Here is a 17,845-nt window from a genome sequence, read left to right on the forward strand (position 1 = left end):
CTGGCCGGTTTTTTTACGCCCTGATCTCAGAGCTTGCTATTCAGTTCAGGCAGGGCCTCGAACAGATCAGCAACCAGACCATAATCAGCCACCTGAAATATCGGGGCTTCTTCGTCCTTGTTGATCGCCACAATGACCTTGCTGTCTTTCATACCGGCAAGATGCTGGATCGCTCCGGAAATACCTACGGCAATGTACAGATCAGGAGCGACGATTTTGCCGGTTTGACCAACCTGCATATCGTTGGGAACAAATCCCGCGTCCACTGCCGCTCGGGAGGCACCAACAGCTGCGCCCAACTTATCAGCCAACTCTTCCAGAACATGGAAACCTTCACTGCTACCCATCCCGCGACCACCGGAAATCACCACGCGAGCGGAAGTAAGTTCAGGACGCTCTGATACGGCCAGTTCTTCACCAACAAAACTCGAGTTGGCGGCATCATGAACGCTGCCCACAGTTTCAATAGATGCATTACCGCCTTCCGCAGAAGCCGGATCAAACGCCGTGGAACGAACGGTCAGCACCTTGATACTGTCACTGCTTTGAACCGTAGCAATCACATTACCCGCATAAATCGGGCGCTTGAAGGTGTCGGGACTGACCACAGCACTAATATCGGAAATACTTTGCACATCCAGCAATGCTGCAACCCGCGGAACAAGGTTTTTACCTGTCGTCGATGCCGGCGCCAGCACATGGCTGTAATCACCTGCGAGCTCGGCCACTAACGGGGCAACATTTTCCGCCAGTTGATGCCCATAAGCTTCATTACTCGCCAGAAATACCTTGCTGACACCAGCCAGTTTTGATGCCTGTTCCGCCACGCCGTCACAACCGTGCCCGGCAACCAGAACAGCAATATCACCGCCTATGGCCTGTGCGGCGCTCAGGGTGTTCAACGTCGCCGGTTTCAACTGGCTGTTATCGTGTTCGGCAATAATCAGAATACCCATCAGATCACCTTCGCTTCATTTTTCAGTTTGTCGAGCAATTCATCCACACTGGCAACCTTGATACCGGCTGCACGTTGAGCTGGAGCTTCCACGTTAAGCAGTGTGACCCGGGGAGCAGTATCAACACCCAAAGCCTCCGGCGTAGTGGTATCTAATGGCTTCTTTTTCGCTTTCATAATGTTCGGCAGCGAGGCATAGCGGGGTTCATTCAGTCTCAGATCCGTGGTGACAATCGCGGGCAGCGACAGCCCCAGAGTCTGAAGACCACCATCAATCTCACGTGTGACTTCTGCCTTGCCAGCACTCAGGGTTAGTTGGGACGCAAAGGTTCCCTGAGGATAACCCGTCAGAGCACCTAGCATTTGTCCAGTCTGGTTGTTGTCGCCGTCAATGGACTGTTTACCCATTAATACCAGGTCGGGAGACTCCTGCTCACAAACCACTTTCAGGCACTTGGCTACTGCCAACGGCTCCAGATCAGCGTCCGACTGAATAAGAATGGCCCGGTCAGCACCCAATGCTAAGGCCGTTCGCAACTGTTCCTGGGCCTGCTGGGGGCCAATAGAGACAGCGACGATTTCAGTTACATCACCTTTCTCTTTCAACCTGACCGCCTCTTCCACAGCAATCTCACAGAAAGGATTAATAGACATTTTGACGTTGTTGAGGTCAACACCGGCGCCATCGGCTTTTGGCCGTACCTTGACGTTGTAGTCCACAACGCGTTTGACAGCGACAAGTACTTTCATGAAATACCCTTTGAAAATGGTCGGTTAGCTTTGAAGGGGCGTAATAATGCCGCTCCAATGGTGCCAAATCAAGGCAAACCGGGGGTTTTGTGTTTACCAAGGCTGACCCATCAGTACTGACCATCTGGTCCTAATTCCGCGTGGCACCGAAAGGTCAGACCAGCTAAAATTCACGCTTCTCAAAATCAGAGCCTTCCAGCCAATCCAAGTAGCCCAAGGAGACATCGGTGGAACGTGAATATATGGATTACGATGTAGTCATCATTGGTGCCGGTCCGGCAGGCCTAGCAGCCGCCTGCAGACTCAAGCAGATCAACCAGGATCTGTCTGTCGTCGTCGTGGAAAAAGGCTCCGAAGTGGGTGCACATATCCTTTCCGGTGCGGTACTAGAGCCCCGCGCTCTCAACGAACTCTTTCCCAACTGGCAAGAACTGGGCGCACCAGTTACTACGGCAGTCAGTACAGATAACATTTATGTGTTTTCTGAAAACAAGGGCATAAAAGTACCATCCCTGTTTGCGCCGAAAACCATGCACAACCACGGCAATTACATTATCAGCCTGGGTAACCTGTGCCGCTGGCTGGCTGAGCAGGCCGAGAATCTGGGGGTTGAAGTCTTTCCAGGTTTCGCGGCGGCTGAAGTGCTGTATGCCGAAAACGGCTCTGTGGCGGGGATGATCACCGGGGATATGGGCGTGGATGTCAACGGCGAACACAAAGACGCCTACATGCCTGGCATGGAGCTGCGTGGTAAATACACCTTTTTTGCGGAAGGCTGCCGGGGACATCTGGGCAAACAGCTCATCGAACACTTCGAACTGGACCGCGAGGCACAGCAGCCACAGCACTATGGTATTGGGATCAAGGAGCTCTGGCGGGTTCCCCCGGAAAACCACCATTTGGGCTTAGTGGTTCATTCTGCAGGCTGGCCCCTGAATGAAAGCGACTCTTCAGGTGGCGGGTTCCTCTATCACCTGGAAGATAACCAGGTGGCATTGGGGTTAATTACTGACCTCTCCTACTCAAACCCCCATGTCAGTCCATTCGATGAATTTCAGCGTTATAAGCACCACCCTGTCATCAGGCAGTACCTGGAAGGTGGCGAGCGTATTGCCTATGGAGCCCGGGCACTCGTCAAGGGTGGCCTGCAATCTCAACCTAAAATGACCTTTGCTGGCGGTCTGTTGATTGGCGACAACGCTGGCACACTCAACTTTGCCAAGATCAAGGGCATTCACTGTGCCATGAAATCCGGCATGGTTGCTGCAGAAGTGACTGCCGCTGCCATTGCGGCCGATCGTGCTGGTGACGAGCTGACAGAATACACCACCAGCTACAAGGACAGCTGGGCGTACAAGGAACTCTATCAACAGCGCAACTTTGGGCCCGCCCAGCACAAATGGGGCAATATTCTGGGCTCAGCCTATGCCTTTATTGATATCAATATTTTCAACGGCAAACTACCCTGGACCCTCACCGATCCAGTGCCAGATCACAGCAAAATGATTCCGGCTCGCGATGCCAAGAAAATCGTTTATCCAAAACCGGACAACAAGTTGAGTTTTGACAAGTTGTCCTCTGTCTTTCTTTCCAACACCAACCACGAGGAAGCACAACCCTGCCACCTCAAGTTGAAGAATGCAGATATTCCCATCAGCCACAACCTGCCCCTCTACGATGAGCCCGCACAGCGCTACTGCCCTGCCGGGGTGTATGAAGTCGTAGAAGACAGCAATGGCGGTCCCCGTTTTCAGATCAATGCCCAGAATTGTGTGCACTGTAAAACCTGTGACATCAAGGACCCGAGTCAGAATATCACCTGGGTAACACCGGAAGGCTCTGGTGGTCCAAACTATCCAAATATGTGATAAAACAATAAATTAACCACTTTATCTAATCTATATTATTGGATTTTTCGGACGTACAGATACAGACGTTTGTTCCACTAGGACAAACGTCTATCAGGAATAAATAGAGAATGGCCAAGATGGCCAGGCGTTGAAAAAGAACCCGGCGCGTAGTTGGTTACGGGGCTAACGGGTAGTTAGCCCTGTCGTCTAGGATGGCTTCTGGCCCCGCAGCTGCCCCAGGTTACCCATGGTGATGCCAATATTGGCGACAAAGCGCAGGAAGTCCTCTTTATCTTCAAGGTCTGCGCCATAGCTGACATTGAAGTAAGCCTCCACTGCACCCTGTGCGAGGGCCCAACAGGCCAGATAGTGATAGCTGGGCGGTACATCTTCAAGAATGCCTTTATCAATCAGCTTGGCAATCATGTTATTCAGGGCATCGACATTGGAACGTCGCAGGCTATGTAGCTCCAACATTTTGTCAGCCACTTCTTCGTTATCTTGTAACTTAACTTCCAGTAACTGCACCAACCTGTCGAGGGCAGGATTGGCCAACCGGGCCTTGAAGTAGGATCGTGCGGCAGCCCCGGGATCACCAGAGTCTGTGGCTTCAATGCCTATTCTCAGGTTTTCAGTGATATTGCGCTCATAGTCGAGCACGATGCGCATGAGAATTTCGGTTTTGGTAAGGAAGTGCTTGTAGACGGTGCCCTTGCCGACACCGGCCTCTTTGGAGATGGCTGAGACGGTGACCTTGTCGATGCCGTCGCGAATCAACAGGTATAACGCCTTTTCAATAATGCGTTCTTCGCGGGCCAGAAAGCGCTTTTTCTTGGCACGAATTTTATCGGTACTATCACTAGATGACCTTGGCATTAAACGCCCCATCCGTTCCAAAAGTGGAGGCAAATTGTGTTCTGAAAACCCAAACCCTGTCAATGGTCACGTAGTTACCATGCATGGACAGTAAAACGGAGAGTGATATAATGCGCGCCGCCGGTGTGTAGCGCAGCCTGGTAGCGCACTTCCTTCGGGAGGAAGGGGTCGGAGGTTCAAATCCTCTCACACCGACCAGATACAAAAAAACCCACGTTATCGTGGGTTTTTTTATGTGCTTTAAGTGTACCTCTCCACCCTATTGCCCCTGAAGATCCTCAAACAATTTAGGATCAGAGTAGCGTTCGGGCTCACGGTAGCTGGTATAAGTGCCAAACAATTCGCCCCAAAGATTCTTCGATGAGCAGTGAAAATATCGGGCATTTATCGCCTGTGCTGCCTCCCGGCAACTTCCTTCCGTGAGATAGCCTGTGCCTTCCAGCGTTGGCTCTTCATCAAATGGACTTTGTTTAACGATCAGGTCGTACTGCGGATAAAACATATACACGACGACCAGCACAATAATGACCAGTACCGCTTTCATCCGAACACCTCCCGTATCGTAAAAATCCAGTATAAATGGCAATTAGCGTTACCGCTTCAAAGTCGCTCATCCCTCAAGCGGAACCAAATCACAAACACGGCTATGAAACACGCTGCAGCTCCCATTTCAAAAGCCAACAGGGATCTGTAGTCCCACACCAGTCCGCCCAACCAGGAACCGATAGCACCACCCAACCCCAGGCAAAAAGCGCTGTAAAGCGCCTGCGCCTTTCCCTGGTTGCCTGGCTCAAACAGTCGCCTTATGCAATCGATACCGGCAGAGTGATAAGCACCGAAAGTGAAGGCATGGAGAGTCTGAGCCAACATCAACAGCCACAACAGTTCCGGGAAATATCCAATCGTCAGCCAACGCAGTGTAGCCAGCAACAGGCAGACAGACATGATTAAACGCACACCAAAGAGCGGTAGCAGGCGATGCATAACGATAAACAGAACTACTTCGGCCACTACACCTACTGACCAGAGCACACCGATGACTCCCCGGCTATATCCCTGGGTTTCCATATAGATACTGAAAAAACTGTAGTAAATGCCGTGTGAAAACTGCATCAGCATACCTGCCACAAAGAATGCGGCAACCGCAGGCTGGCGCAAGACGGCGAGAAAGGGCTGTGAGGCACGCTGATGTTTCTGTTGATGGGGTGTTGGCACCGCCAGGCTGGTGATAAAAATGCCGGCTAACAACAAAAAGCCGATCAATGGCAGGCTATCAATACTATAGGCATCAAACCAGGCGCCGCTGCCCAGAACAAAGATGATAAATCCGATGGAACCCCACAACCTGACCCGGCTGTAGTTTTCGGGGGTTTCGCGAAGAAAGCTGGTGGTGACCACCTCCTGTTGTGGCAATACGGCATTCCAGAAAAAACTGTAGCCAATCATCACCATGGCCACGACCCAGAATTTCTGGCTTAAAAAGATTCCTGAAAAACATACACAGGACAACAAGGCGCCCACACGGATAATGAGCAGCCGTTGACCCGTATGGTCTGCCAGCCATCCCCACAGGTTGGGGGCAACCACTTTGGTCGCCATGGGAAGCGCCAACAGCAAACCGATATCAGCGGCAGAAAAACCCAGAGATTTGAGATACAGGGACCAGTAGGGAAACAGCGCCCCCAACAGGCCGAAAAAGCAAAAGTAGAACGCCGACAAGCGCCAGTATGGAACCGGCTCAGAGCCCTCCTGCTGCATAGGGTATCAGCTGCCTTTACCGGCGGGGATCGGCTCCAGTCCAGTATCCACGTGCATATTCTGTGCACGGTGGCGCATCAGGTGATCCATAAGGGTAATCGCCAGCATGGCCTCTGCGATTGGGGTGGCCCGTATACCCACGCAGGGATCGTGACGCCCGGTCGTCACCACTTCAATGGGGTCACCGTGAACATCCACAGACTTTCCAGGAATACGCAAGCTACTGGTGGGCTTTAACGCCAGGTGAGCAATAATGTTCTGACCAGATGAAATACCGCCCAGAACCCCACCGGCATGATTCGACAGGAAACCTTCCGGGGTTATTTCATCCCGATGCTCGGTTCCCTTCTGGGCTACCGCATCAAACCCTGCCCCGATTTCAACGCCTTTCACAGCGTTGATACTCATCAGGCTGTGGGCAATCTCGGCGTCGAGGCGATCAAAGATGGGTTCACCCAGACCCGGGGGCACGTTGCTGGCAACCACGGTTATCTTTGCCCCTACTGAGTCGCCGTCCTTTTGCAACTGCTGCATGTAGGCTTCCATTTCAGGCACTTTGTCCGGATCGGGGCAAAAGAAGAGGTTGTTTTCCACCTCATCGAACAGTACTTGTTCTGCCTTGATGGGGCCAAGCTGGGAGAGGTAACCGCGCACTTCAATACCGGCAATCGCTTTCAGGTATTTCTTGGCAATTGCACCTGCTGCAACCCGCATGGCGGTTTCACGGGCTGACGAGCGTCCACCACCGCGGTAATCGCGAATGCCGTACTTTTGAAAATAGGTGTAATCCGCATGGGCCGGGCGGAACTGGTCCTTGATATTGGAGTAGTCCTTGGAGCGCTGATCCGTGTTTTCGATGATCAGGCCGATAGGACAACCAGTTGTTTTACCTTCAAACACGCCGGACAGGATTTTCACCTGATCCTGTTCACGACGCTGGGTAGTGTAACGGGACTGACCAGGTTTGCGACGATCCAGATCGCGCTGCATATCCTCTTCGGTCAACGGCAACCCGGGAGGACAGCCATCCACGATACAACCCAAAGCCAGACCGTGGCTTTCGCCAAACGTTGTTACGGTGAAAAGTTTGCCTATGCTATTGCCCGACATAAGATTCCCAGTTCCAGTTAACAGAGGCCACAGTGACACGCAGGTCTATCTGCATGTGCCCCGCAAAGAGGCGAATTTTATACGAAGCTACCGGCGATGTCTCACGCCGGACAGAGCACAGAGCGATATTCTCGGAGTTGGAGCGCCGTCAGCATAAAAACCCCATGACCGCCGCGCTCAAGTTCCAGCCACAGGAATGGCACCTGGGGATAGGCCTCTTCCAGTGCTTCCCAGGAGTTTCCCACTTCCACGATCAACACACCCTCATCAGTGAGATGGCTTTCAGCCTGAATCAGCAATCGGCGCGTAAAATCGAGCCCATCATTACCCGATGCCAGCCCGATTGGGGGTTCATGGTGATATTCATCCGGCATGGATGCGATATCCTGAGCATCGACATAGGGTGGATTACTGACAATCAGGTCAAAGCGCTGTGACCCCAGTCCATCAAACAAGTCTGACTCAATGGCAGTAACTCGTTCTTCCAGGGCATAGCGAGCAATATTTTTTTCTGCCACAGCAAGTGCTTCTTGAGAAATATCACTCAATGTGACTGCTGCTCCCTCCAGATAAAGTGCACATGCAATGCCTATACAACCACTACCGGTGCAGAGATCAAGAATTGTCTTTGGAGGTTGTGACAACCAGGGATAGAACTCATTCTCAATAAGCTCTGCTATGGGAGACCGGGGCACCAGTACCCTTGAATCTACCCAAAAAGGCACGCCAGCAAACCAGGCCTCGCCAATCAGATAGGCTGCCGGTATGCGCTCCGTGATACGACGCTCAAAAAGGGCCTTAATACTGCACCATTCGTCTTCTGTAAGCTGACGCTCCTGAACGGATGGATCAACATCCCAGGGTAACGACAGGCAATGCAAAACCAGGGACAGCGACTCGTCCCAGGCATTGTCTGTGCCGTGGCCAAAATACAGGCTGGCAGCGTCAAACTGCTCGGCTCCGTAACGAATAGCCTCGCCCAAAGTACAGGGATTTTCCGGTGTATTATTCATCGCGCTATTGTAACCAGCAGCACCACAAATGGCTTTACGTTTCTGAGTCCCTGACGTAGGGTTATGCACCGAATACTTCATGTTGGAACCGAGACAAACTGTGAATATTGCCGACTGCTACACCCAAATCCTTGAGTCCATTGGCGAGGACGTATCACGTCCGGGACTGGTAGACACCCCTCAACGCGCCGCCAAAGCATTTGAGTTTATGACCAAAGGTTATCACCAGAAATTGGAAGACGTTATCAACGGCGCCCTCTTCCCATCTGACGCCAATGAAATGGTGATCGTGAAAGACATCGAGCTCTATTCCTTGTGTGAGCACCACCTACTGCCATTTATTGGTAAATGTCATGTCGCTTATATTCCGGACGGCGTTGTTCTCGGTCTGTCCAAAGTTGCCCGCATTGTCGACATGTTTGCCCGCCGCTTGCAGATTCAGGAAGCGTTGGTCACGCAAATTGCGAATACCATTGAGTCCGTCACCGGCGCCCAGGGCGTGGCCGTCATCATTGAAGCCAAACACATGTGCATGATGATGCGCGGCGTGGAAAAACAGAATTCCCTGATGAAGACCTCGGCCATGGTGGGGGTATTCCGGGAAAATCAGGCTACACGCAATGAATTCCTGTCGCTTATTGGTTGCTGAACACGGATCTACTCAGGGTTGGGTGAGCCACCGCAGCTCTGCAGCACCTCGCCCGAAAGCAATAGCATCGAGACAAGCCAGGCTACTCGTGGTCATGGACCAACCGAGTCCTGGCCGGTCAGTGAGATATTCCAGCATCTTGCCAATCAAGGGCTGATGGCTCAGCAGTAAAAGAGAGGGAACCCGGAGCTTGTCCACACAAGCCTCTACCGCGGATAAGCGGGCTTCTGAACGCAGCACATCCTCAAACAGCAAATCACCCTGGTAAGACAGCGTTTCCTGCACAACACTGAGCGTTTGCCGGGCGCGTAGAACCGGGCTGCAAAGTATCAGGTCGAGGCTCTGTAAGTCGTCCAAATGTTGCTCGAGAACAGCTCTGGTCCCGTCATGCCCGTGTTGTGACAACGCCCTTTCACCACGGACCTGGTCATAGGGAGCGTCACCGTGACGCAACAGGTAAATCAGCACCACTAGGCCTTGGGGTTATCCTCGGGATTATCCTTTTCTCCCTCAGAAGGCGTGATAAACGAAGGCACATCTTCAGAGCTACTGACAGAGGTTGTCGTAGGTTTTACATCTTCCCTGCTTCTCCCGGGCTCTTGAGGCTCAATAACCTGCGTCTCCGGCCAATCTGTAAACGGATAGGGTTTCTCGTCACTGTTATAGGTCAGAAATAGAAAAGCCTGTAACGCCCACTTGGACACACCCTGCCCTAGCTCCAGCAGTGACGTGTTCGGTTTGGCCGTCACAAGGACAAAAACAAACTGCAGCACAGCGACCGCGAGAATAACCAGCCGTGCCAGCACCAGCAACAGAGCAAACAGGATCATGTAGAGCAGTCGCATCCAGGTATCGGGATTTAACAGGTTCGCTTTTGTTTCGTCATTCATGGCATTCACTCCGCAAAAAATTCCACATCGGTACTCTGTTCTGCCAACATCAAACTACTCAGTACTTCGCTGACTGGCCGCTGGTTGAACATAGTTTCATACAGTGCACTGACCAACGGCATGTAGATACCCAGCTGCTCGGCTTCTTCCTTGATAATCCGGGTGGTATTGATGCCTTCAGCAACCTGACCGACCTTCGCCACAGCTGCCTCCAGCCCCAGGCCTTCACCAAGGGCATAACCCACCTGAAAATTACGACTGAGTGGCGATGTGCAGGTAACAAACAAATCACCAACACCACTGAGGCCAAGAAAGGTCATGGGATTGGCACCCAGTTTAGCGGCGAAACGGCTCATTTCAGCCAGGCTACGGGTAATCAGCACGCTGATGGTGTTTTGGCCCATATGCATTGCTGCGGCCATGCCCGCGGCAATCGCGTAGATATTTTTTAAGGCCCCCGCCAGCTCAACGCCAAAACGGTCCCGATTGGCGTAAACACGAAAATATCGGGATCCCAACAAACATTGAACAGTTTTACACAGTTCACTGTCATCACTGGCGATAACCGTGGCGGTGATGGCCTTTTTAGCGATTTCCTTGGCCAGGTTAGGGCCGCTGATGACCCCTACCCTAACTTGGGGCAGCTCCTCCTCCAGAATTTCACTCATCAGCTTGAAGGTGTTGGCTTCAATACCCTTGGCGGTACTGATCGCTATGGTCCCCGGGGGAAGAAAAGGTTTTGCCTGATGGGCGATATCACGGAATGCCTTGCTGGGTACGGAAAAAAAGACGACCTGACAACTTTGTAGTGTCTGTTCCAGGTCACTTGAGAATTTCAGATTGTCATCCAGCCGGTAACCCGGCATGTAATTGACATTTTCATGCAGCCGGGCGCACTGTTCAACGTTGTCCCTGTCACGCATCCACAGGGTGACGTCATGACCGTTGGCTGAAATCATATTGGCGATGGCAGTACCAAAACTGCCACCGCCAAGAACGGCTATTTTTGTTACTGTTGCCATGTATCTACTTCGCGGTGAATCACCCAAAGATTATAGGTTGAATCACCGCCAGGAAGCTACGCGGCACCTTCAAACAACAGCTGGTTAAGTCGTTTCACAAATAAAGCTGGGTTTTCCAGTTGTTCACCCGCCGAAAGAACAGCCTGGTCATAAAGCAAACCTGTCAATTCAGCAGAGCGCTGTTCATCACTCTCACTCCCCAACTGACGAACCAGCGGATGCGAAGCATTAATTTCAAGTACAGGCTTGTCGACAGGCATTTTCTGACCAGCAGCTTCCATCATCTTTCTCATGTGGGGGCTCAGGGCATCTTCCGCATAAACCAGGCAGGCTGGGGAGTCTGTAAGACGACGCGTCTCCCTAACGCTCTCCACCTTATCCTTCAGGAGGTTGCTGATTTTCTCAATAGCCTCTGTTGACGAAGAGTCATTTTTATCGGCTTTGTCTTCAGTGTCGGCAAACAGGCTCTCCTCAAGCTCACCCTTGGTAATATCTTTCAGTTCTTTGCCTTCAAACTCAGCGACATGGGCGATGGTCCACTCGTCAAGACGGTCAGTCAGCAACAGGACCTCAATATCATTCTTACGGAAAGCCTCCAGATAGGCACTGTTGCGGGCACTGGTCAGATTGTCTGCCACCAGGAAATAAATTTTTTCCTGGCCATCTTTCATCCGCGAGACGTAATCCGCCAGGGAATCTGTCGCTTCATCACCCTCGGTTTTGGTGGTGACGAAACGGAACAGACCGGCAATGCGTTCCTTGTTGGCGAAATCTTCAGCGGGCCCTTCTTTCAACACGGCGCCAAATTCGCGCCAGAAAGTACGGTAGTCGTCAGACGATTCCTTAGCCATTTTTTCCAGCATATCAAGGATACGCTTCACCAGCGCAGAGCGGATGCTATCCACTGCGGGGCTGTGTTGCAGAATTTCCCTGGACACATTCAACGGCAGGTCGTTTGAGTCCAGCACACCGCGAATGAAACGCAGGTAGGAAGGCAGGAATTGTGAGGCATCATCCATAATGAATGTGCGCTGAATGTACAGTTTCAGACCCCTGGAGACTTCGCGGTTGTAAAGGTCAACCGGCGCATGGCCTGGCACATATAGCAGACTAGTGTAGTCGAGCTTGCCTTCTACGCGGTTGTGACTCCACGCCAGGGGTGTCACAAAGTCATGGCAGATATGTTTGTAAAATTCCTGGTATTCATCATCCTTGATCTCACTGCGTGGGCGTGTCCAAAGTGCCGTCGCGTTATTGATTGTGTCGTAGTCGTAGGTCGGCTCATCGGAGTCTTTATCCTGCTCATCCGCACGTTTGCGAAGCGCCACGGGAATACCGATGTGATCAGAATATTTTTTTACGATGCTGCGAACTCTCAATTCGCTGGCAAATTCCAGTGCGTCGTCCTTGAGATACAAGGTGATGGTTGTGCCACGATCCTGCTTTTCAATATCTTCGATGGTGTATTCGGCCTCGCCTTCACAAGTCCAGCGCACGGCCTGGTCAGCAGCCGCTCCCGCACGGCGGGTTTCCACCACCACTTTATCGGCAACGATAAATGCCGAGTAAAAACCCACACCAAATTGACCAATCAGCTGTGCATCTTTTTTCTGATCCCCAGACAAACCCTGCAGGAACTGTGATGTGCCGGACTTGGCGATGGTCCCCAGGTTCTCGACAACCTCCTCCTTGGACATACCCACACCGTTATCGTGGATGGTAACGATGCCGTCATCCGGGTTGAGGTCGATGCGGATACGCAGGTCACTGTCATTGTCATACAGCGAGGCATCAGCCAGGGCTTCAAAACGAAGTTTATCAGCCGCATCCGACGCATTGGATATCAGTTCACGAAGAAAGATTTCACGATTGCTGTAAAGCGAATGAATCATTAAGTGAAGCAATTGCTTGGCTTCAGTTTGGAAACCGTGGGTCTCGACTGTCATGGCTATCAATGTCTCCCTTATCTGTGTTTATTAGGATGAAACAAAGGTGGGGACAAGTACGCCAAATTCAAGCTCAAAGGTAAAAAAAGTACGCCAGCCCCATCAGCTGATCTACTCCATAATCAAAAAAGGCGGCCCGGAGGCCGCCTTTTTTCGATGACACCAGCCAGATTACCAGCCAGTGATTTCCTTCAGGCCATCACCAATGTCTGCAAGACTGCGAACAGTCTTCACACCAGCATCTTCCAGGGCCTTAAATTTATCATCAGCAGTACCCTTGCCACCGGCAATGATGGCACCAGCGTGACCCATGCGTTTGCCTGCAGGTGCCGTAACACCAGCGATATAGGAAACTACAGGCTTAGTGACATTTGCCTTGATGTAAGCCGCAGCTTCTTCTTCAGCGGTACCACCAATTTCACCAATCATCACAATGGCTTCTGTCGCAGGGTCTTTCTCGAACATCGCCAGGATGTCGATAAAGTTAGAGCCGGGAATCGGGTCACCACCAATACCGACACAAGTAGACTGACCAAAGCCGTAGTCCGTAGTTTGTTTCACGGCCTCGTAAGTCAGAGTTCCGGAGCGGGAAACAATGCCGACCTTACCTGGCAGGTGGATATGACCGGGCATAATGCCGATCTTACACTCACCGGGAGTGATCACACCCGGACAGTTGGGGCCAATCAGGCGCACGCCAAGCTCATCGCATTTGACCTTACACTCCAGCATATCCAGAGTCGGAATACCTTCTGTAATGCAGACAATCAACTTAATACCAGCATTGGCCGCTTCCAAAATCGAGTCCTTACAGAATGGTGCAGGCACATAGATCACTGAAGCTTCGGCGCCGGTTTCGGCAACGGCATCAGCGACTGTGTTGAAGACAGGAAGGCCGAGGTGCGTCGTACCACCCTTACCGGGGGTAACGCCACCCACCATCTGCGTGCCATATTCAATGGCCTGCTCGGTGTGGAATGTGCCCTGTCCGCCAGTAATACCCTGGCAGATAACTTTGGTTGATTTGTTGATAAGGATAGACATTACTGGTTGCCCTCCGCTGCTTTTACCACTTGCTGGGCTGCATCAGTCAGGCTGGTTGCGGCGATGATGTTCAAACCGCTATCTGCCAGAATTTTTGAGCCCAGTTCAGCGTTGTTACCTTCAAGGCGGACCACAACCGGTACTTTTACGCCCACTTCTTCTACTGCGCCCATCACACCTTCAGCGATCAGATCACAGCGCACGATGCCGCCAAAAATATTGATCAGTACCGCTTGAACTTTCTCGTCTGAAAGAATGATCTTGAATGCTTCAACAACACGCTCTTTCGTCGCACCACCGCCCACATCGAGGAAGTTGGCTGGTTGACCGCCGTGGAGTTTGACAATATCCATGGTGCCCATGGCCAGACCAGCGCCATTGACCATACAGCCAATATTGCCATCGAGGGCCACGTAGTTCAGATCCCATTTCGCAGCGTGTGCTTCACGGGCGTCATCCTGAGATGGATCGTGCATATCCTGCAGCTTGCGCTGACGATACATGGCATTCCCGTCAATATTGATCTTTCCGTCCAGGCAGTGGAGGTTGCCTTCATCGGTAATAACCAGAGGGTTAATTTCCAGCAAGGCCAAGTCGTAATCCTGGAACAATTTTGCCAGTCCCAGGAACAGTTTGGTGAACTGCTTGATTTGATCGGAGTTCAGTCCCAGCTGGAAACCCAGTTCACGTGCCTGGTAGGGTTGTGCTCCGGTCAGAGGGTCGATAACAGCCTTGAGAATTTTTTCTGGTGTTTCTTCAGCCACCTTCTCAATCTCAACGCCACCTTCAGTAGAGGCCATAAATACGATGCGACGGGTAGATCGATCGATAACAGCACCCAGATACAGTTCCTGAGCAATATTGGTACATGACTCAACCAGAATGCGACTGACGGGCTGTCCGTTAGCATCTGTCTGGTAGGTCACCAAACGATTGCCCAGCCACTGGCGTGCAAATTCTTCAATTTCCGCCTTTGAGGTGACCAGTTTGACGCCACCTGCCTTGCCGCGACCACCGGCATGCACCTGGGCTTTAACAACCCAGCGATCGCCGCCGATGATATCGGCCGCAGCAACAGCCTCGTGCACGGTTTCCGCCGCTACACCCTGCGACACCGGAAGGCCGTACTCAGCAAAAAGCTGCTTTGCCTGATATTCGTGTAGGTTCATACTCTAAATCCCCGTAGCTGCTTTCATTGGATGGATAAAAAAACTCCGCAGGCCAGCTGTACCCGCGGAGTTCATAAGACACTGTTACTTGCGCTTTTTGCGATTTGGAATGTGGATCGCGTGGCCATTAACCGCCAGTGCGGCTTCATGGACTGCTTCCGACAAGGTCGGATGACCAAATACAGTCATACCGATATCTTCAGCGCTGGAACCAAATTCCATGGCAATTGCGACCTGTTGGACCAGGTCAGCCGCACTGGGGCCAACGATGTGACAACCCAGAATGCGGTCAGTCTCAGCATGGGCGATCATTTTCACCATACCTTCGGTTTCATCCGCTGCGAGTGCTCGGCCACTGGCAATGAATGGGAAAATACCAACGTTATAGTGTTCCCCCGCCTGTTTCAGCTGCTCTTCTGTCTTGCCAACAGCCGCAATTTCAGGGTGGGTGTAAATAACGTTAGGAATAATATCGTAGTTCATCTGTGTCTTCTGGCCGGCGATACGCTCTGCAACCATGACGCCCTCTTCTGAGCCTTTGTGGGCAAGCATTGGGCCACGTACCACATCACCAACAGCCCAGACACCCGGCGCATTGGTTGCGCATTGTTCGTTGACAAAGATAAAGCCGCGCTCATCGAGATTTACACCACTGTCTGGAGCCAGCAGGCCCTCGGTGTAGGGACGACGTCCCACACAGACAATCAGCTTGTCAAACGTTTCCTGTGCTTCCTCGCCCTCACTGTTCTGGTATGTGACGACCACTTCCTTGCCCTTCACCTCACTGCCCGTTACACGGCAACTGAGACGGATATCCAGCCCCTGTTTGGTGAAGATCTTTTGGGACTCTTTGGCAATTTGCTGGTCCATAATGGACAGAAAATCTGACATAGCTTCGAGCAGTACCACGTTACTGCCAAGGCGGTTCCAGACACTGCCAAGCTCCAGGCCAATAACGCCTGCGCCAATTACGCCGAGCCGCTTGGGCACTTCTGTCAGCTCCAGCGCACCGGTGGAATCAATGATGGTCTTGCCATCAATAGGTGCAACGGGGATATTGATTGGCTGAGAGCCAGTGGCAATGATCACATTATCCGCTGACAAAACTTGGGTTTTACCATCGTGATCCGTGAACTCGACCTGGCGACCTGCCAGTAGCTTTCCAGTGCCAAACAGAGACGTCACACCATTGCTTTTAAACAACCCAGCGATGCCACCGGTGAGTTGTTCAACGATTTTTGCCTTCCGGCCAATCATCCCTTTAACGTCGATACCCACTTTTCCGGTGGCGATACCATGGGTGGACAATGACGTTTTTGTTTCATGATATTTATAGGAACTGTCCAACAGCGCTTTTGACGGGATACAGCCCACATTCAGACAGGTGCCGCCATTAACACCCTGCCCTTTACTGTTCTGCCACTTCTCAATACAGGCCGTCTTCAAGCCAAGCTGGGCCGCTCTGATCGCTGCCACATAACCGGCAGGACCGGAGCCAATCACAATCACATCATATTTATCGGACATCACTTATCCTAATAATTTCAATAAATTAGTAATTAAATTTCAAGTAGAATCTTAGCGGGATTCTCAATCATTTCCTTGATGGCCACGAGGAACTGAACTGCTTCTTTACCATCGATCAAGCGGTGATCGTAGGAAAGCGCCAGATACATCATCGGCCGTACGACAACTTGGCCATTCTCCGCTACCGGACGCTCCTGGATTTTGTGCATACCCAAAATGGCCGTCTGTGGCGGATTGAGAATTGGCGTCGAAAGCAGAGAACCAAATACGCCTCCATTGGTGATGGTAAATGTGCCGCCAGTCATGTCTTCAATTGTTAGCTTGCCGTCACGGGCCTTGCCACCAAACTCGGCGATGGTGCTCTCGATCTCCGCGATACCCATATTATCAGCGTCGCGAAGTACCGGAACCACTAGACCTTTGTCGGTGGAAACAGCAACACCAACATCTTGATAACCATGGTAAACAATATCATTTCCATCAATAGAAGCGTTTACTGAAGGGAAACGTTTCAGTGCTTCGGTGGCCGCTTTCACAAAGAAACCCATAAAGCCGAGGCGTGTGCCATTGTGGACCTTGGTAAAGGTGTCCTTGAATTCAGAACGCAGGGCCATAATGCGATGCATGTCCACTTCATTGAACGTGGTCAGCATGGCAGTTGTCTGGGTAACCTGAAGTAAACGGTCTGCAATTCTAGAGCGCATACGTGTCATGGGCACACGCTTCTCAACACGCTCACCAGCTGCTACTGCAACTGCTTCCTGTACTGGCTGTGCGGGCGCTGGCGCAGCAGGTGGCGTGCTGGGAACTGCTGGAGCCTGCCAACCTACGACATCTTCTTTGGTAATGCGGCCGTCTTTACCCGTACCGGTAACTTGCTGCAGGTCAATGCCCTTCTCTTCAGCAAGTTTGCGCGCTGCGGGGCTGGCGATGGTGTCACCGCCAGCCTCATCATCTGTCGATGCTTCTTCAGCTGCGGCTGCCGGCGCAGCAGCCGAAGCGGACTCAACAGCTCCAGCCACTACCTTGGCAATGACTTCATTGCTGAGAACCACATCGCCCTCACCCTTGAACACTTCCTGCAAAGTGCCATCGGCAGGGGCTACCACTTCCAGCACCACCTTATCGGTCTCGATATCTACGAGCAGTTCATCCCGAACTACGGTATCACCGGGTTGTTTATGCCATGTAGCAATATTCCCTTCCTGAACAGATTCGGGGAATGTAGGCGCCTTAATTTCAATGCTCATTTTTTATCATTTCCTTGGTCGAGGATGGCCCTCTGG

Annotated in this window: 17 protein-coding genes and 1 tRNA gene; 3 read left to right on the plus strand and 15 right to left on the minus strand. The window is 51.9% G+C overall.

Annotated elements, in window-relative coordinates; all coding sequences use genetic code 11:
• Positions 1–26: 26 nt before the first annotated feature.
• Positions 27–956 carry an electron transfer flavoprotein subunit alpha/FixB family protein gene (locus tag Q8A57_RS10260; protein ID WP_305171016.1) on the minus strand — a complete coding sequence of 310 codons (930 nt, stop codon included), beginning with the start codon at positions 954–956 and terminating at the stop codon, positions 27–29.
• On the minus strand, positions 956–1,705 hold the full coding sequence (locus tag Q8A57_RS10265; protein ID WP_305171017.1) for an electron transfer flavoprotein subunit beta/FixA family protein: 750 nt from the start codon (positions 1,703–1,705) through the stop codon (positions 956–958). Before Q8A57_RS10265 ends, Q8A57_RS10260 begins: the two co-directional genes overlap by 1 nt.
• Positions 1,706–1,947: 242 nt before the next feature.
• On the opposite strand from Q8A57_RS10265, the gene Q8A57_RS10270 reads away from it, so the two are divergent.
• Positions 1,948–3,573, plus strand: coding sequence for an electron transfer flavoprotein-ubiquinone oxidoreductase (locus tag Q8A57_RS10270; protein ID WP_305171047.1), 1,626 nt, complete (start codon positions 1,948–1,950; stop codon positions 3,571–3,573).
• A gap of 189 nt (positions 3,574–3,762) precedes the next feature.
• Here Q8A57_RS10270 and Q8A57_RS10275 read toward each other — a convergent pair whose 3' ends face one another.
• Positions 3,763–4,431, minus strand: a complete 669-nt coding sequence (locus Q8A57_RS10275) for a TetR/AcrR family transcriptional regulator (protein WP_305171018.1) — start codon at positions 4,429–4,431, stop codon at positions 3,763–3,765.
• Between the two features lie 121 nt (positions 4,432–4,552).
• Here Q8A57_RS10275 and Q8A57_RS10280 point away from each other — a divergent pair.
• Positions 4,553–4,629 (plus strand) — tRNA-Pro (locus tag Q8A57_RS10280).
• Between the two features lie 61 nt (positions 4,630–4,690).
• Here Q8A57_RS10280 and Q8A57_RS10285 read toward each other — a convergent pair.
• The 4 genes from Q8A57_RS10285 to prmB form a co-directional block, all read right to left on the minus strand.
• Entirely contained in the window at positions 4,691–4,975 is a 285-nt protein-coding gene (locus tag Q8A57_RS10285) for a hypothetical protein (protein WP_305171019.1), read from the minus strand.
• A 56-nt stretch (positions 4,976–5,031) separates the two neighbouring features.
• Positions 5,032–6,189: an MFS transporter gene (locus Q8A57_RS10290; RefSeq protein WP_305171020.1), complete on the minus strand. Its 1,158-nt coding sequence runs from the start codon at positions 6,187–6,189 to the stop codon at positions 5,032–5,034.
• A 6-nt stretch (positions 6,190–6,195) separates the two neighbouring features.
• Positions 6,196–7,299 (minus strand): chorismate synthase, encoded by a 1,104-nt coding sequence (gene aroC / locus Q8A57_RS10295; RefSeq protein ID WP_305171021.1) that lies wholly within the window; start codon positions 7,297–7,299, stop codon positions 6,196–6,198.
• A gap of 101 nt (positions 7,300–7,400) precedes the next feature.
• The gene (gene prmB / locus Q8A57_RS10300; protein WP_305171022.1) at positions 7,401–8,312 is read right to left on the minus strand and encodes a 50S ribosomal protein L3 N(5)-glutamine methyltransferase; all 912 of its coding nucleotides are present in this window, start codon (positions 8,310–8,312) and stop codon (positions 7,401–7,403) included.
• A 106-nt stretch (positions 8,313–8,418) separates the two neighbouring features.
• On the opposite strand from prmB, the gene folE reads away from it, so the two are divergent.
• Positions 8,419–8,961: a GTP cyclohydrolase I FolE gene (gene folE, locus Q8A57_RS10305; protein ID WP_305171048.1), complete on the plus strand. Its 543-nt coding sequence runs from the start codon at positions 8,419–8,421 to the stop codon at positions 8,959–8,961.
• A 12-nt stretch (positions 8,962–8,973) separates the two neighbouring features.
• Here folE and Q8A57_RS10310 read toward each other — a convergent pair whose 3' ends face one another.
• From Q8A57_RS10310 to odhB, 8 genes are all read right to left on the minus strand, one after another.
• Positions 8,974–9,429, minus strand: coding sequence for a SixA phosphatase family protein (locus tag Q8A57_RS10310; RefSeq protein ID WP_305171023.1), 456 nt, complete (start codon positions 9,427–9,429; stop codon positions 8,974–8,976).
• A 2-nt stretch (positions 9,430–9,431) separates the two neighbouring features.
• Positions 9,432–9,851 carry a DUF4389 domain-containing protein gene (locus tag Q8A57_RS10315; protein ID WP_305171024.1) on the minus strand — a complete coding sequence of 140 codons (420 nt, stop codon included), beginning with the start codon at positions 9,849–9,851 and terminating at the stop codon, positions 9,432–9,434.
• Positions 9,852–9,856: 5 nt separating this feature from the next.
• Positions 9,857–10,873: an NAD(P)H-dependent glycerol-3-phosphate dehydrogenase gene (locus Q8A57_RS10320; protein WP_305171025.1), complete on the minus strand. Its 1,017-nt coding sequence runs from the start codon at positions 10,871–10,873 to the stop codon at positions 9,857–9,859.
• A 56-nt stretch (positions 10,874–10,929) separates the two neighbouring features.
• Entirely contained in the window at positions 10,930–12,819 is a 1,890-nt protein-coding gene (gene htpG, locus Q8A57_RS10325) for a molecular chaperone HtpG (RefSeq protein WP_305171026.1), read from the minus strand.
• 171 nt (positions 12,820–12,990) lie between these two features.
• Positions 12,991–13,863 (minus strand): succinate--CoA ligase subunit alpha, encoded by an 873-nt coding sequence (sucD, locus tag Q8A57_RS10330; RefSeq protein WP_305171027.1) that lies wholly within the window; start codon positions 13,861–13,863, stop codon positions 12,991–12,993.
• A complete protein-coding gene (sucC, locus tag Q8A57_RS10335; protein ID WP_305171028.1) occupies positions 13,863–15,032 on the minus strand; it encodes an ADP-forming succinate--CoA ligase subunit beta in 1,170 nt (389 codons plus the stop codon). The genes sucD and sucC overlap by 1 nt, the downstream gene beginning before the upstream one ends.
• Before the next feature lie 84 nt (positions 15,033–15,116).
• Positions 15,117–16,559: a dihydrolipoyl dehydrogenase gene (gene lpdA / locus Q8A57_RS10340; protein WP_305171029.1), complete on the minus strand. Its 1,443-nt coding sequence runs from the start codon at positions 16,557–16,559 to the stop codon at positions 15,117–15,119.
• Between the two features lie 32 nt (positions 16,560–16,591).
• Positions 16,592–17,809, minus strand: a complete 1,218-nt coding sequence (gene odhB, locus Q8A57_RS10345) for a 2-oxoglutarate dehydrogenase complex dihydrolipoyllysine-residue succinyltransferase (RefSeq protein WP_305171030.1) — start codon at positions 17,807–17,809, stop codon at positions 16,592–16,594.
• Positions 17,810–17,845: the final 36 nt, after the last annotated feature.

Origin of the sequence: Porticoccus litoralis (genome assembly GCF_030676955.1) — a bacterium.
GTDB lineage: Bacteria > Pseudomonadota > Gammaproteobacteria > Pseudomonadales > Porticoccaceae > Porticoccus > Porticoccus litoralis.